The organism is Plantactinospora solaniradicis, assembly GCF_042658085.1.
Lineage (GTDB): Bacteria > Actinomycetota > Actinomycetes > Mycobacteriales > Micromonosporaceae > Plantactinospora > Plantactinospora solaniradicis.
This window is the reverse complement of sequence record NZ_JBHSPR010000054.1, coordinates 87704-102491: the sequence shown is the minus strand read 5'-3', so window position 1 is coordinate 102491 and position 14788 is coordinate 87704. Positions and strand designations below refer to the sequence as shown.

The following is a 14788-nucleotide window of genomic DNA, read 5'->3' as shown; positions in this document are numbered from 1 at the left end:
GTGCCGGTCGCAACGGTGCCTACCAGGTGCCGGCGCGGCGCTCCCGCCAGGCGCGGCCGTCGGGGTCGTAGACGAGCCGGTAGGCCGGGACTGCCCAGAGCCGCTGGTGCCACGGCAGCCGCTCGGTCTCGTGCGGAAGGAGCCGACCCGGCGGGCGGGGCCCGACGCGTCCGCCCCGGTGCCAGTCGCGCAACGCGTCGGCGGCGGCGCTGATGGCGCGTACCGCCGAATCGGGGTCCAGCAGATCCTGGTCGTCGGACCGGTCGAGGTGCTCACGCCAGAGCGCGAGCCGCAGGTCGCGCGGGAACCGTCGGGCCCCGTCGCCGAGCCCGGCCGGGTCGTGCGGTGCACGCTCGTCGCGGGTGTCGTCCAGCACCGCGCAGGAGAGCTCGCTGTCGTGGGTCCACGACCGGCGGTTGAAGTTGTCGCTGCCGACGCTGCACCAGACGTCGTCAACCACACAGACCTTGGCGTGAACGTAGACCGGCGTACCGGCATGGTTCTCCACGTCGAAGACGTGCACCCGGTCGGCGGCCGCCGCACGGCACAGCGCGATCGCCTGCTCGCGGCCGACCTGGTTGGGCGGCAGGGCGAGTCGGCCGTCGACGTCGGGATGCCGGGGCACGACGGCGACCAGGTGCAGGCCGGGGTTGTCCCGGAGCGCATCGGCGAACAGCTTCGCCACCTCTTTGGACCAGAGATACTGGTCCTCCAGGTAGATGAGCCGTCGAGCCCGCTGGATCGCCTTCGTGTAGCCCCGGGCGACGGTCTGCTCGCCGCGCTTCGCGAAGCCGTACGCCGGGCGCATCGCCGGATAGGTCCGCAGCACCTGGACCCGGTGCGGCCCGCACGGCGGCGGATCGGGCGGCTGCGGCGGCAGGCGGTCGGCGTGCAGGTCGGCGCCGCGCAGCCGATCCCGGACCGTGCTGATCGGCCCGTGCTGGTCCAGCGGCGCCGGATCGGTCCAGCGCTCCCGGAAGCTGAGGTCCAGTGCGCCGACGACCGGACCCCGCAGCGCCAGCTGCACGTCGTGCCACGGCGGATTGTCGCCGTACGCCCGGGCCATCGCCACCGCCTGCGGGTCGCCCCGGTGGTCGCCGTCGTCGCGTCGGCTGTGGCACAGGTCGATGCCGCCGGCGAACGCGATGTCCCGCTCCGGCCGGCCGGGATGCCGGAGTACGACCAGCTTCTGGTGGTGTGAGCCGCCCCGCCGGACGCGCTGGTCGAGCAGCACCTCACCGCCGGCCGCCTCGACCGCGTCGCCGAGGTGCCGGTTCTCCTCCTCGCTGTACGCCAGCTTGTCCAGATGTGAGCGCCAGATCAGCCCCTTGACGACGACTCCGCGCCGGGCGGCGTCGGCCAGCAGTTCGGCGATGGTCGGCCCCGCGTCGCGGAGCCGTTCGTCCGGGTCGCCGCGCCAGTCGGTGAAGAACGCGTGGTCGCCCTCGCGCAGCTCCCGCACCTCCGAGACCAGCCGGTCGAAGTACGTCGCCCCATGGATCAGTGGCTCGACGAGGTTGTCGTCGCACCAGACGGGCAGCGAAGAGTCGGGATTGCCGCGCTCCGCCGCAGTGAGGAACCAGTCCTGCGGTTGCACGGGACCCCTCTCGGTAGCTGATGTCCCCACCGTAGGACGGTGCCCGGCCCGCCGCATCCCGATCCGCCGGGTAGGTGCCGACCGGAGGTAGCCTGCTGCGGGTGCGCTGCCACCGGATGCCGGGCCCGTACGCCCGGTGGTCCGCCGGCTTCACCGAGTGAGCGGGCCGCCGTCTGCACGGAACAAGCCGGGACCTGAACTCGACGGAGGGACCTCATGGCCAAGCTGCTCTACTCGGCCAGCATGTCGCTGGACGGCTTCATCGCCGGCCCCGGTGGTGACATGTCCTGGTTGGCCGAGCACGTCGGGCCCAACCCGGCGGTGGACGAGCTGGTCCCCAGGATCGGAGCGCTGCTCGTCGGTCGCCGTACCTTCGGCGGCGACGATCCGTACAAGGGCAGGCCGGAGGAGGGGCAGGCGTTCGGTGGGGCGTGGAGCGGGCCGCAGTTCGTGCTCACCCACCACGCCCCGGAGATCCAGGTTCCGGACGTCACCTTCGTCGGCGACCTGGACACCGCTGTCGCCGCCGCCAAGGCTGCCGCGGGGGAGCGGTACGTGAACGTCCTCGGCGCCGACATCGCCCGGCAGTGCCTGGAGGCGGGGATCCTCGACGAGATCTTCGTATCCTTCGCCCCGGTCCTGCTCGGCGACGGCGTCCGCCTTTTCGACCATCCCGGTGGGAGCACCGTGCAGCTCGAACGCCTCAGTCTGACCTCCGCACCGGACGCGACGAACATCTGGCTGCGGGTGCTGGGCAGATGACGGGCATCTGGCTGCGGGTGCTGGGCAGATGACGGGCATCCGGCTACGGGTGCTCGGCTGACTCGGTCGGCTTGGCGCCGGTGTCCTCGTGACCCGGCCACCAGGCGGCGTGGCCGAGCAGGGCGGTGATGGCCGGGGTGAGGAACAGCGACATCACGAAGGCGACGATGGCGATGCCGCAGGAGATGGCGAAGCCCATCTGGGTCAGGGTGCTGTTGCCGGCGAGCATGAGTGAGGCGAACGTACCCGCGAGGATGAGGCCGGCGGCGGCGACCGTCGGTCCGGCGTGCCGGATCGCCATGCTGGCGGCGTCCCGGGGGCTCCGGCCCTCCCGTGCCTCCTCCCGCAGCCGGGCGACCATCAGAATGTTGTAGTCGGTGCCGAGCGCGACGACGAACAGGTACATGATCACCGGGAGGATGAAGATCAGGCCGGGCTCGCCGAGCCCGATCTGGAAGATCAGCACGGTGGCGCCCAGGGTTGCCGCGAAGCCGAGGCCGACCGAGAGCATCAGGTACCAGGGCGCGACGACGCTGCGCAGCAGCAACCCCAATATGATCATGATGAGAACGGCGGCGACCGGGAACACGACCGCGTAGTCGCGGTCGACCGCCGCCTGGATGTCGACGAACACCGCGGTGATGCCGCCGACTAACGCGGTCGTCCCGTCGGGTGCCGCCGCGTGCGCGGTACGACGCAGTGGGCCGTCGACGGTCCGCAGTGCCGCGGCGGACTGCGGCGTGTCCGCGAGGGTCACCTGGAAGTTCGCGACGGTCCGGTCCGGTGAGAGGGTCGGTGCGCCGACCTGCCCGACGCCGGGCACCCGGGTCAGCTCACCCCGGTACGCGTCGAGCTGGCCGGACGGCAGCGGGCCGCCGGTGTCGGACCGCAGGAACACGTTGGACGGCTCGGTCGCGCCGGCCGGCAGGCCCTTGAGGAGTTCTCTGCTCCAGACGTTGGACTCCGACTCGGTCGCGGTCGATCCACTGCTCAGGTCGAAGTTGGGGTGGAAGCCGAACGCGAACACCGCGAGTGCGACCAGCGCTCCGCCGGACACCGCGGCGTACACCGCCGGCCGTCGGCCCAGCGAGCGGCCGATCGCGGCGAACCGCGCGCCGCGTGGCTCGTGCCGCCACGCCTTCGACGGCCAGAACACCTTGGTGCCGAGCAGCGACACCACCGCCGGGATGAGGGTGAGGCCGGCGAGCAGGGTGGTGGCGACCGCGATCGCCAGCGCGGGCCCGAGGGACCGGAACAGGCCGAGCGTCGACAGGGCCAGTGCCAGGAAGGCGATGATGACCGCACCGGCGGCGGACGCGATCGCCTCGCCGGCCCGGGCGACCGCGCTGACCATGGCCGTCTTCGGGTCCTCGCCCAGCCGCAACCGTTCGCGGTAGCGGAACATCAGGAAGAGGATGTAGTCGGTGCCGACCCCGAACAGCACGACGATGAGCATCGCGCTCACCGAGCTGTCTGTCTTCAGGTCGAACGCGTCGTTGGCCCAGGCGATCAGGCCGGTCGCGATCTGCGACACCAGGCCGATGATGACCACCGGCAGGATCGCGATGATCGGGCTCCGGAAGATGATCAACAGCAGGACCAGGATGAGGCCGATCGTGGCGACCCCGATGATCAGATTTGCCCGTTCTCCGGAATTCTGGGCGTCGAGGGCCTGCGCGGCCGTACCCGTGATGCCAGCCTTGAGGTCGGACCCGTCGAGTTGGGCGGGCAGCGCGTCCCGCAACCGCTGCACCGCGTCGGCCTGCGCCTGGTCCGCGGCGCTGCGCTGCGGGGTCAGCTGCACCGCGATGATCTGAATCGACCGGTTCGGCGACGGTGGCGTCGGGACGAGGGCGAGGACGTCCGGGATCCGCTGTCCGCCGAGTGCCTGCGCGATCGCCGCGACCTTCGCCGCGTCGGCGTCGGTCAGCGGCGCGTCGTCCTTCCGCTCGAACACGATGATCGCTGCCGGCGTCGCCGCCTGTGGGAACGCCTTCCGCTGTAGTTCCGCCGCCCGGATCGACTCGTAGTGCGAGGGCAGGAAGGACGCCTCGTCGGTGGTGGCGGTCAGCGTGGGCGCGAGACCGATCACAGCTGCCGCGGCGATCACCCAGGCCACGATCACCCAGATCGGATGGTGGACCACGAACCGTCCCACAGCGGCGAACACCAGCGGAACCTCCTGCGACAGGCGAGTCTCCTTCTGTGATCAACCTAAACGGTGAATTGCCAGCAAGTAGGATAAATAGCCCATCCCGTTCGAGGGGCCGTCGGCCGTCAGTCGTCGTTGGCCGGGCTCTGCGCGGCCGGGGAGTAAGGCCGACTACGTGACTCCCCTGCGTCGCTTCGGCTCCTCTTCGGCACGCATGCAGCTCAGGGGCTGTCTCCTACTGACTGCCGCTCTGAAGTGGTCCTGGGAGGCGGCAACGACAGGGTTCTCGTTGTGGTTGGGTAGGGTTGCGCCCGCATCAGCATTGGTCGTAACGTTCGCCCTGCTGGTCCCTATTGAGCCCTTGATTGGGGATGGACGTTGGCGCATTCACATGCCGACCGTGCGGGTGGGCAACAGCCTGATTCGGAGATCCGTGGTCAGGCAACGGCGTCGACTCGACGCCGTGGTCGGCAAAAGTCGATTAGGCGGCACGTCATTCGTCTGGTGCTTGCCCCCAGTATCGTCATCGTGGTCCTGTGGCTCGTGGCATCCGGGTACCTGGTCTTCCAAGGTTTCTACACCAGCGCGGTTGCCAAGTCGGTTCGGAGCGTGTCGATCCCGGCAGTTGCCGCGTTGACCTCGATCCAGCAGGAGCGGCGGCTGAGTATCTCCCACCTTGCGCAGCGGTCCGGTGATTTGCAGGGTCTGGTCGACCAGCGAAAGGTGACCGACGAGCGACTGTCCAGGTTGCGTGCTGTGGCGACGGAGGCGCTTGGCAATGCGCCCGACTCCATTGTGACGCGGTGGCGGGCGCTGTCAGCGTACCTGGATCAGTTGCCGAGCGTGCGAGGCACGGTCGACTCCCGATCGATCGACGGACAACGCACGTTCGCGTTCTACAACGACCTGCTCGATGCCGCAACCACCCTTTTCGACACCCAGGCCCGCGTGGTGCCCGACGTGACGGCGACCCAGGGCGGCATTACGGCCACCGATGCGTTCCGGGCCAGCGACCTGATGTCCCGGGCGGCGTCGAGGATCGACGGCGCGTTCGGCGCCCGGGCGCTCGACCAGCAGAGTTACCTGGAGTTCGTGAGCCTGGTGGGCTCGTACCACGCCGGACTGGCCACCATCGCGCCACACCTGCGACCGGGCCCAGGAGAGCGTCTGAAGGACCTCACGTCCAGCGACCTCTGGCGTGAGCTGGTCGCCGCCGAGCACGCGATCATCACCGGTGGTGCGTGGCGGAACGGCGTTCCCGCCACCCTGTCCGCGACGAGGGCCCGCTGGGAGACGTTGACCCGGCAGGTCTCGGACCGGCTGATCGACGTGACCGTCGCGCAGGCCGACGAGGTTTCGGCGGAGGCCCTGCGGACCGGTAACAACCAGCTGCTGATGGCGTCGGTCGCAAGCCTGGTCGCGCTGTCCATCGCGATCGCCGCGATCCTGTGGGCATTTCGGCAGTCGCGGGAGTTGCCGGTCCGGCTTGCCAGGCTGGGCGAGGACGCGGCGGCCATGGTGGACCAGCGGCTGCCGGCCATGATGGAGCGGCTGCGCCGGCACGAGAAGGTGGATCCCGCGGCCGAGCTTCCGCTGGGGGACTACGGGAGTGACGAGATCGGCCATCTGGCCGAGGTCCTCAACAGGTCGTTGCAGGCTGCGGCGGCTGCGGCAATCGAGGAGGCGAAGACCCGGACCGCCAGTAACGCGATGCTGATGGGCGTCGCGCGTCGTCCGCAACGGCCGCTGCAACGGGGCCTGAAGGTCATCGAGGAGGTCCAGAACCTAGTCGGTGACGAGGGCCTGCTGAGCAAGCTGTTCGATATCAACCACCAGTTGACGCAGTCCCGGCGGTTCCTGGAGAACCTCCTTATCCTGACCGGTAACCAGATCGGCCGGCGCTTCCAGAACCCGGTACCGGTGGGCCGGGTGATGCTGGCCGCGTCCGCGGAGGCACAGCAGTACCAGCGCGTCACCCAGCGCAGTGCGCCCGATGTCGCGATAGTCGGTCAGGCGGTCGCCGGTACCATCCACCTGCTGTCCGAACTCCTGGACAACGCACTCGCCTTCTCCCCACCCGGCACCACCGTTTGGGTCACGAGCAACGAGGTCGCCAAGGGCGTTGTCATCGAGATCGAGGACTCCGGGATCGGGATGCGGCCGGATGCCCTGGAGCGGGCCAACGACCTGCTCACCACCGCACCCACGCCGGACGTGACCGCGATCAAGGACGGCTCGCAGATCGGTCTGCACGTGGTGGCAGAGCTGGCCAAGCGGCTGGGCATCAAGGTGACCCTGCGCCCGTCGGCGTACGGGGGACTGATGGCAGTCGTGCTGCTGCCACAGCGGGTCATCGCCGGCAACGGCGCCGCAGAGCGCCCGGACGCCGGCCCCCAGGCGCCGTCCGCAGCTGCTCCGGCCTCGAAGCCGGACGCCGCGCCCCGTCGCGAACCACGTCCCGCCGCGTCGCCCCCTGCCACCTCGGTCGCGGCATCACCGAACGGTACGGCCCAGACGGTATCCAAGTCCGCCCCCGCGCAGGTCCGGCGGCCCGACGTCGCGGGAGGCAGGATGGGTAACCATCAGTCGGATCCCGGAGCAATTCCTCGGCAACGCGCGTCCTCCGCGTCGAGCCCGGTCGGGAGCGGCTCACCAAGCCCGCAAGCCGCTACTCGGCCGCCTCTACCTCACCGGCAGCCACAACGGCACCTCGCGCCCGGACTGCGCGACGACCCTCCCCCCGCCGCTACCCAGAGGACGGCGAGACCCGCGCGGTCGCCAGAGGAGGCTCGGAGCCGGTTCACGCAATACCAGCAGGCGTGGGCCGCCGGCCAGGCAACGGGGATCCACGAACCGGCAACCACAGACGACCAAGGCGGGAAAGCGTGACCGAATCGACCATTCAAGGCGACCTGACCTGGATGTTGGACGACCTGCTGAAGGTTCCCGACGTCGACGACGCCCTGGTGCTGTCGACCGATGGATTGATCATTCAAAAATCGACGTCCATGCCCCAGGATCGGGCCGAGATCCTCGCTGCCGGTGCCTCCTCGTTGTACAGTGTCGCTGCGGGCATGGGCAGGCGGTTCAACAGTGGACCCGTGCAACAGGCCATTGTGGAATACGGCGACCAGACCTTGTTCATCGCGGCCGCCGGGCAGAACGCTCGGCTGGCCGTCCTCTGCGACCAGGCGGTCGACATGGGAACGGTCGCCTACGAAATGAGCCGCCTGGTGAATCGAATCGGCGAGTATCTCGGCACCAAGACACGACCCGCTCCGTTGCGACCAGTCAGCCGCCCAGGCACAGGCCATGGCTGACGGATGGAGCGGCGACGACGAGCGCGACGAGCCCGGGCTCGTTCCGCTCTACGTTCTTGTTCACGGTCGGACTCGGCCGCGCAACAGTAATCTGGACCTGGCCACCCAGGTTATCGCTCTACCGGCCGACATCTCGCGGTTGGAGCCGGAGTACGCGGACATCGTCAACCAGTGTGCGAGTTGGATGTCCATTGCCGAAATCGGGGCCTACCTGCGCCGGCCACTCACCATCGTCAAGGTGATGGTGGACGTGCTGGTGGAGCAGCGCTTTCTGAAGATCGGCTCCCCCGCGCAACAACAGGTCGCCGACCTTCGGCTTATGGAAACGGTGCTCGCCGGCCTTCAACGACTTTGAGCAAGAGGGACTGTTACGTGGATCGCAGGTCAATCAAGGTCGTTGTGGCCGGCGGGTTCGGCGCTGGCAAGACCACCTTCGTCGGGTCGGTCAGCGAGATCCCCCCGTTGACCACGGAGGAGGTCCTGACCCAGGCCAGCGTCGGTGTCGATGACGTCACCGGGGTGGACGACAAGACACGCACGACGGTCGCCCTGGACTTCGGGCGCATCACCATCACGCCCGATGTCGTGCTCTACATGTTCGGCACGCCGGGACAGGACCGGTTCTGGTTCATGTGGGACGAGTTGGCGCAGGGTGCCATTGGTGCGATCGTCTTGGTGGATACCAGGAGGTTGGGTGCCAGCTTTCCCGCCATTGACTACTTCGAGCGGCGGAGGATTCCCTTCGTCGCGGCTGTCAACCGGTTCTTCGGGGAGTGCCTCTACACGGAAGAGGAGATCCGCTCGGCGCTCGAACTCCAGCCGAGCGTGCCGTTGCTGTGGTGTGACGCCAGGGATCGCGCCTCCACCAAGCAGGCACTGATCCAACTCGTCCGGCACGCCATGTCCTACCTGCCGGTCGGCAGCTGAGCGCAGGCGTCCGGCGGCCGCTACCTGGCCAGCCACGAGCGGCCGGTAACCGACCGGCTGACCCGTGACCTGTCGGCCGGTACCGCCGTCCCCTGGTCATCGAGCACGGCGGGACCCACGGAATACCCGGATCAGGTGTCCCGGTGCGACCATCGCGCTGGCGGGCGCCAACATCTGCGCGACCCGAAGGAACGTCCTGGCCAGCGTCGGGTCCACGGTAGCGGCCAGCCGATACCGATCGAGGTAGCTGGCCAGCGTCCGGTCGAGTGCGGTACGGCGGCCGTCGATCTCGGGAAACCTCAGATCACTGCCGACCGAGAGGGTCCACGCGGCGTCTATCGCCTTCGCCGCCGCGCTGTAGAACCGGGCCGGCAGTGCGGCCGTCCGCGCCCGGGTCAGATCGCGGAGAATCAACGCCTCCATCGCCGCGACGGACATACCCTGTCCATAGGTCGGGTTGAAGCTGCACAGGGCGTCTCCGACCACGAGGAAGCCGTCCAGGTGCCGGCGTTGCTTCTCGAAGTGCCACCGTTCGCTCGCCGGATACCGCATCTGGACCGGATCGTCGAGCGGCTCCGCCTCCCGCAGCAGTTTCGCCAGATCATTGACCGGCAGCGAGTCTGCGAACGCCAGCATGCCCTCGTCGTCGACCGGCGGGGTGTCGCCGATCAGTCCGAAGAGAGCGACCGTCCAACGGTCGCCCTCCATGTGGACGGCGGCGCCGCCACGGGGGGTGCCCGGCATCGGGACGATGAGCAGACCGTGCCGTCCGTCGAGGTGGTTGGGCTCCCAGCGGTAGTTCCGGGTCACGTACACGACCTCCACCTCGACCCGGGATCTGTCCGGTTCGGTGACCCCCACGTCGCGCAGCCACGTCAGCGCCCGGGCACCACGGCCCGCCGCATTCACCACCAGGTCGGCGGCCAGTTCCGGGGCATCGCTGCTGTTGGTCCGCACCCCGGTCACCGCCGCGCCGCCCCGCCCGGTCAACAGTCCCACCGCATCGACGCCAGGCCGTATCGCGACGTTCGACAGCCGCTCCACGCGCTGTCGTACGTGGTGCTCCACCAGTGGTCGGCTCGCGCCGAGCACCGTCATACCGGATGGTGCCGGCGCGATGGCCCGGCCGTCGAGGTAGTACGTGGTGTCGATCTGGGGATCGAGGCGGATGGCTCCATCGGCAACGAGGTCGTCCGTGAGTCCGGGGAGGAGTTCGTCGAGGACCTCGGCCCCCCGGCTGAGTAGCACGTGGAGCTGCCGGCTCTGTGGCACCCCCCGCCGGGGCGCCGGCCCGGTCGGCAGGCTGTCCCGTTCGAGGACGGTCACCCGCTCGTACGTCTCGCTCAAGGCCCGTGCAGCCAGTAGACCGGCCATGCTCGCGCCGACGACGACGGCGTGCCCGTTACCTGTGGAGTCCATGGTGGGCAATCATCCCAGACGATGGGCCGGGTCGAAAGATCGACTGGGAGGTCCGGTGAGCGTGGCAGGCACCCCCGCTCCACCGCGAACCACTACCGGGTGGGCTGCTCCTTCAACGGGTACGGGATGAACGTGCTGCGATTCTCGTCCAGGTCGAGGCGACGACTGATCGGTGCGGCGGCACGCTGTGGACAGGTCATCCGGGTGCAGGTCTTGCAGCCCGGCCCGATCGGGGTGGCCGCCTCCGTCGCGTGCAGGTCCACCCCGGTGGAGTAGACGAGCCGCCCGGCGTGCCGGGTCTCGCAGCCCAGCCCGATCGCGAAGACCTTGCCGGGCTGGCCGTAGCCGCCGTGATGCCGGGTGACCGTACGGGCGATCCACAGGTAGCGCTGTCCGTCCGGCATCGCCGCGATCTGCGTCATGACCCGACCCGGCGCGCTGAACGCCTCGTACACGTTCCACAGTGGGCAGGTCCCGCCCGAGCGGGAGAACGGGAAGCCCGTCGCCGACTGGCGCTTGGACATGTTGCCGGCCCGGTCCACCCGGACGAACGAGAACGGTACGCCGCGCGTCTTGGGGCGTTGCAGGGTGCTCAGCCGGTGGCAGATGCTCTCCCAGCCCATCGCGAAGTGATTGGTCAGCAGTTCTATGTCGTACCGCATCGTTTCGGCGGCCGTCAGAAACTCCCGGTACGGCAGGATCAGTGCGGCGGCGAAGTAGTTCGCCAACCCGACCCGCATGAGAATCTGTGTCTGGAGATCGTCGAACTTCTCCTCCTCGATGATTTCGTCGATGACGTCGGCATATTCCAGCAGGGCTATCTGGGCACCCATCCGGATCGCCTCCTGGCCGGCGCGCAGCGACGTCGACAGGTGCAGGGTGCGAGTCTCGGGCCGGTACCGGTGCAGTTCGCCGGCGAGCGAATCCGTGTCCTGTCGGACGATCCGGATGCCGTGCCGGTCGGCCAGTCGGTCGTTCAGGGCCAGTCGGCTCTCGCCACGGCGTACCCCGAGTTCGGCCGCCAGGGTCTCGGCCGCCTCGTCCAGGTCGGGCACGTAGTTCTGCCGGCGGTAGAAGAAGTCGCTCACCTGGTCGTGCGGGCTCCGCCCGGCCACCAGTTCACGGTCGCCCACCACCTCGGCCAGCTGGTCGTTGGCCTGCCGGTAGCGCCGGTAGAGGTCGATCACCGCCTCCGCGACCTCGGGTAGCCGGGTGGCGAGCTCCGCCAGGTCGGGCAGGGTCGCCCGGGTGGGCAGTGCCTCCCGGAGCTGCGACACCAGCCGGGGGGTGTCGTGCGGGGCGAAGTACGCGGTGTCGACGCCGAACACCTCGGTGATCCGGATCAGTACGGCGACGGTCAGCGGCCGGGAGTCGTGCTCGATCTGGTTCAGGTAGCTGGGGGAGATGGCGAGCTGCCGGGCGAGTTCGATCTGGCTGATGCCGTGCTCCTCGCGCAACCGGCGTAGTCGCGCGCCCGCGAACGTCTTGACCATGGCGACTCCCTCCGCCCGATCCCGTCACATTAACACACTTGTTAAGAACACCATTTGCAACTTCGCAAAACTGCGATCGGACTTTACAAAAATTGGCTGTTTCCGTATCTCGACCCTCCGATCGGGACCATGCCATGGTTTCGCCATGACCGCAGGGGCCGCCAGAAGAGACAGAGCCCGGAGGAGGAACTGATGAGTACACCAGCAGAGCAGTTGCGTACCGAATGGGCCACCGACCCGCGCTGGCGGGGAGTGGAGCGGACCTATCGCGCCGAGGACGTCGTGCGGTTGCGCGGTGCGGTCCAGGAGGAGCACACGCTCGCCAGACGGGGAGCCGAGCGGCTGTGGCGACTCCTGCACCAGGAGGAGTACGTCCACGCGCTCGGCGCGCTCACCGGCAACCAGGCCGTGCAGATGGTCCGGGCCGGGCTGAAGGCGATCTACCTGTCCGGCTGGCAGGTCGCCGCCGACGCCAACCTCGCCGGGCAGACGTACCCGGACCAGAGCCTCTATCCGGCCAACTCGGTGCCGGCGGTGGTACGCCGGATCAACAACGCGCTGCTGCGCGCCGGCCAGATCACCTCGGCGGAGGGGGGCGGGGCCGGGCCCGACTGGCTCGCGCCGATCGTCGCCGACGCGGAGGCCGGGTTCGGTGGCGTGCTCAACGCGTACGAGCTGATGAGCGCGATGATCGCGGCCGGCGCGGCCGGGGTGCACTGGGAGGACCAGCTCGCCTCGGAGAAGAAGTGCGGCCACCTCGGCGGCAAGGTGCTGATCCCGACCGGACAGCACGTGCGGACCCTCAACGCCGCCCGGCTCGCCGCCGACGTCGCCGGCATCCCGTCGGTGATCGTCGCCCGCACCGACGCGCAGGCCGCCACGCTGCTCACCACCGACACCGACGAGCGGGACCGAGCCTTCACCACCGGGGAGCGGACCGCCGAGGGCTTCTACCGGGTACGCAACGGCATCGAGCCGTGCATCGCCCGTGGCCTCGCCTACGCCCCCCACGCCGACCTGCTCTGGATGGAGACCAGCACGCCGGACCTCGCCGTCGCCCGCCAGTTCGCCGAGGCGATCAAGGCGCAATATCCGGACCAGTTGCTCGCGTACAACTGCTCGCCGTCGTTCAACTGGCGCAGGCACCTCGACGACGACGCGATCGCCAAGTTCCAACGCGAACTCGGGCACCTGGGGTACGCGTTCCAGTTCATCACGCTGGCCGGCTTCCACGCTCTCAACTACTCGATGTTCGACCTGGCCCGGGGCTACGCCGCCGAGGGCATGCCGGCGTACGTGGAGTTGCAGGAGCGGGAGTTCGCCGCCGAGGCCGACGGCTACACGGCGGTCAAGCACCAGCGTGAGGTCGGCACCGGCTACTTCGACCTGATCAGTACGGTGCTCAACCCCGCGGCCGAGACGACCGCGCTGCGCGGATCGACCGAGGAGGAGCAGTTCCGATGAGAGTCATCGTCACCGGCCCGGTGGGGGAACGATTCGAGGAGGTCCTCAGCCCGAAGGCCCTCGACTTCCTCGTCGCGCTCGACAGCGAGTTCGCGGCGCGCCGGGTGGCGCTGCTGGACACCCGCCGGGCCCGGCGGGCCCGGTACGCCGAAGGCCAACTGCCGGGGTTCCTGCCCGAGACGGCGGCGATCCGGGCCGACCCGGACTGGCGGGTGGCGCCGCCGGCTCCGGGGCTGGTCGACCGGCGGGTGGAGATCACCGGCCCGCCGGACCGGAGGATGACCGTCAACGCGCTCATCTCCGGCGCCCGGGTCTGGCTGGCGGACTTCGAGGACGCGCTCGCGCCGACCTGGGACAACGTCATCGACGGGCAGCTCAACCTGGTCGACGCGATCGACCGCCGGATCGACTTCACCGACGAGCGGGGCAAGCGGTACGCCGTCGGCGACGATCCCGCCACCATCGTGGTCCGGCCGCGCGGCTGGCATCTGGTGGAGAAGCACATCGTGGTCGACGGGCGGGCGGTCTCGGCCAGCCTGGTCGACTTCGGGCTCTACTTCTTCCACTGCGCACAGCGGCTACTCGACGCGGGCAGTGGGCCGTACTTCTACCTGCCGAAGCTGGAGAGTCACCGCGAGGCGCGGCTCTGGAACGACGTCTTCCGGTTCGCGCAGCGCTATCTCGGCGTCCCGGAGGGCACGATCCGGGCCACCGTGCTGATCGAGACCATCACCGCCGCCTTCGAGATGGACGAGATCCTGTACGAACTCCGCGAGCACTCCGCCGGACTGAACGCCGGCCGCTGGGACTTCATCTTCAGCGTCATCAAGAACTTCGGGCAGCGCGACGACTTCGTCCTTCCGGACCGGAGCGACGTGACGATGACGGTGCCGTTCCTGCGGGCGTACACCGAGTTGCTGGTGCGGACCTGTCACCGGCGCGGAGCCCACGCCATCGGCGGGATGGCGGCGTTCATTCCCAGCCGTGATCCCGCGGCCAACGAGGTCGCCCTGGCCAGGGTCCGGGCCGACAAGGAACGTGAGGCGGGGGACGGGTTCGACGGATCGTGGGTCGCACACCCCGGTCTGGTCCCGGGCTGCCGGGCTGCCTTCGACGCCGTCCTCGGCGACCGGCCCCACCAGCTCGACCGGCTCCGCGACGACGTGTCGGTGACCGAGGCCGACCTGCTGGCGGTCGACCGGACACCCGGCCGGGTCACCCTGGCCGGGGTGCGTGGCAACGTCGCCGTGGCGCTGCGCTATCTGCACGCCTGGCTCGGCGGTACCGGGGCGGTCGCGCTCTTCGACCTGATGGAGGACGCGGCCACCGCCGAGATCGCCCGCTGTCAGGTGTGGCAGTGGCTGCACCACGGCACGCCGCTGGCCGACGGCGGTCGGGTGACGGCGGAGCTGGTGTGGTCCATCCTGGACGAGGAGGTGGCGGCGCTGCGGGCCGGCTGCGCCGGGCCCGACCTGGACCGGATCGCGCTGGCGGCGGACGTCTTCGCGCGGACCGCGCTCGGCGAGGACCTGCCGTCGTTCTTCACCACCGAGGCGTACGCCCGGCACCTGGTCACGCCGGTGGCGCCGCTGGCGTCCGTCCGGTAGCGGCATCCGTTGCACGGCACCGCGTGCGGGCCACGGTCGACACCCGT

The 14788-nt window shown here is 69.4% G+C and carries 11 protein-coding genes; 7 read left to right on the top strand and 4 right to left on the bottom strand.

The features are described 5' to 3' along the window. Positions 1 to 19: 19 nt before the first annotated feature. Positions 20 to 1597, bottom strand: a complete 1578-nt coding sequence (locus ACFP2T_RS38245) for a phospholipase D family protein (protein ID WP_377430966.1) — start codon at positions 1595 to 1597, stop codon at positions 20 to 22. A gap of 216 nt (positions 1598 to 1813) precedes the next feature. Here ACFP2T_RS38245 and ACFP2T_RS38240 point away from each other — a divergent pair, with 216 nt between their 5' ends. Beyond that, on the top strand, positions 1814 to 2359 hold the full coding sequence (locus ACFP2T_RS38240; RefSeq protein ID WP_377430963.1) for a dihydrofolate reductase family protein: 546 nt from the start codon (positions 1814 to 1816) through the stop codon (positions 2357 to 2359). A gap of 43 nt (positions 2360 to 2402) precedes the next feature. On the opposite strand, the gene ACFP2T_RS38235 is transcribed toward ACFP2T_RS38240, so the two are convergent. Next, positions 2403 to 4529, bottom strand: a complete 2127-nt coding sequence (locus ACFP2T_RS38235) for an MMPL family transporter (protein WP_377430961.1) — start codon at positions 4527 to 4529, stop codon at positions 2403 to 2405. A gap of 486 nt (positions 4530 to 5015) precedes the next feature. Between ACFP2T_RS38235 and ACFP2T_RS38230 the strand changes: the two genes are divergently transcribed. The 4 genes from ACFP2T_RS38230 to ACFP2T_RS38215 are packed head-to-tail and all read left to right on the top strand — an operon-like array spanning position 5016 to position 8758. Continuing rightward, the gene (locus ACFP2T_RS38230) at positions 5016 to 7400 is read left to right on the top strand and encodes a sensor histidine kinase (protein ID WP_377430959.1); all 2385 of its coding nucleotides are present in this window, start codon (positions 5016 to 5018) and stop codon (positions 7398 to 7400) included. Next, positions 7397 to 7831 (top strand): roadblock/LC7 domain-containing protein, encoded by a 435-nt coding sequence (locus tag ACFP2T_RS38225; protein WP_377430956.1) that lies wholly within the window; start codon positions 7397 to 7399, stop codon positions 7829 to 7831. The genes ACFP2T_RS38230 and ACFP2T_RS38225 overlap by 4 nt, the downstream gene beginning before the upstream one ends. After that, the gene (locus ACFP2T_RS38220; protein WP_377430953.1) at positions 7824 to 8186 is read left to right on the top strand and encodes a DUF742 domain-containing protein; all 363 of its coding nucleotides are present in this window, start codon (positions 7824 to 7826) and stop codon (positions 8184 to 8186) included. The genes ACFP2T_RS38225 and ACFP2T_RS38220 overlap by 8 nt, the downstream gene beginning before the upstream one ends. Positions 8187 to 8203: 17 nt before the next feature. Beyond that, positions 8204 to 8758, top strand: coding sequence for a GTP-binding protein (locus ACFP2T_RS38215; protein ID WP_377430951.1), 555 nt, complete (start codon positions 8204 to 8206; stop codon positions 8756 to 8758). 96 nt (positions 8759 to 8854) lie between these two features. Here the strand turns inward: ACFP2T_RS38215 and ACFP2T_RS38210 are convergent, their stop codons facing one another. Together ACFP2T_RS38210 and ACFP2T_RS38205 are read right to left on the bottom strand one after the other, a co-directional pair. Then, positions 8855 to 10177 (bottom strand): FAD-dependent oxidoreductase, encoded by a 1323-nt coding sequence (locus ACFP2T_RS38210; RefSeq protein ID WP_377430948.1) that lies wholly within the window; start codon positions 10175 to 10177, stop codon positions 8855 to 8857. 92 nt (positions 10178 to 10269) lie between these two features. Further along, the gene (locus ACFP2T_RS38205) at positions 10270 to 11670 is read right to left on the bottom strand and encodes a short-chain fatty acyl-CoA regulator family protein (protein WP_377430946.1); all 1401 of its coding nucleotides are present in this window, start codon (positions 11668 to 11670) and stop codon (positions 10270 to 10272) included. 192 nt (positions 11671 to 11862) lie between these two features. On the opposite strand from ACFP2T_RS38205, the gene aceA reads away from it, so the two are divergent. Beyond that, positions 11863 to 13134, top strand: coding sequence for an isocitrate lyase (gene aceA, locus ACFP2T_RS38200; RefSeq protein WP_377430944.1), 1272 nt, complete (start codon positions 11863 to 11865; stop codon positions 13132 to 13134). Continuing rightward, on the top strand, positions 13131 to 14741 hold the full coding sequence (gene aceB, locus ACFP2T_RS38195; RefSeq protein ID WP_377430941.1) for a malate synthase A: 1611 nt from the start codon (positions 13131 to 13133) through the stop codon (positions 14739 to 14741). Before aceA ends, aceB begins: the two co-directional genes overlap by 4 nt. The last annotated feature ends 47 nt before the right edge of the window (positions 14742 to 14788 follow it).

Bases quoted from the DNA above. Each gene is read 5' to 3' on its own strand.
- ACFP2T_RS38240 (WP_377430963.1), top strand. From the start codon at position 1,814: ATGGCCAAGCTGCTCTACTCGGCCAGCATGTCGCTGGACGGCTTCATC.
- ACFP2T_RS38220 (WP_377430953.1), top strand. From the start codon at position 7,824: ATGGCTGACGGATGGAGCGGCGACGACGAGCGCGACGAGCCCGGGCTC.
- ACFP2T_RS38210 (WP_377430948.1), bottom strand. From the start codon at position 10,177: ATGGACTCCACAGGTAACGGGCACGCCGTCGTCGTCGGCGCGAGCATG.
- ACFP2T_RS38205 (WP_377430946.1), bottom strand. From the start codon at position 11,670: ATGGTCAAGACGTTCGCGGGCGCGCGACTACGCCGGTTGCGCGAGGAG.
- aceA (WP_377430944.1), top strand. From the start codon at position 11,863: ATGAGTACACCAGCAGAGCAGTTGCGTACCGAATGGGCCACCGACCCG.
- aceB (WP_377430941.1), top strand. From the start codon at position 13,131: ATGAGAGTCATCGTCACCGGCCCGGTGGGGGAACGATTCGAGGAGGTC.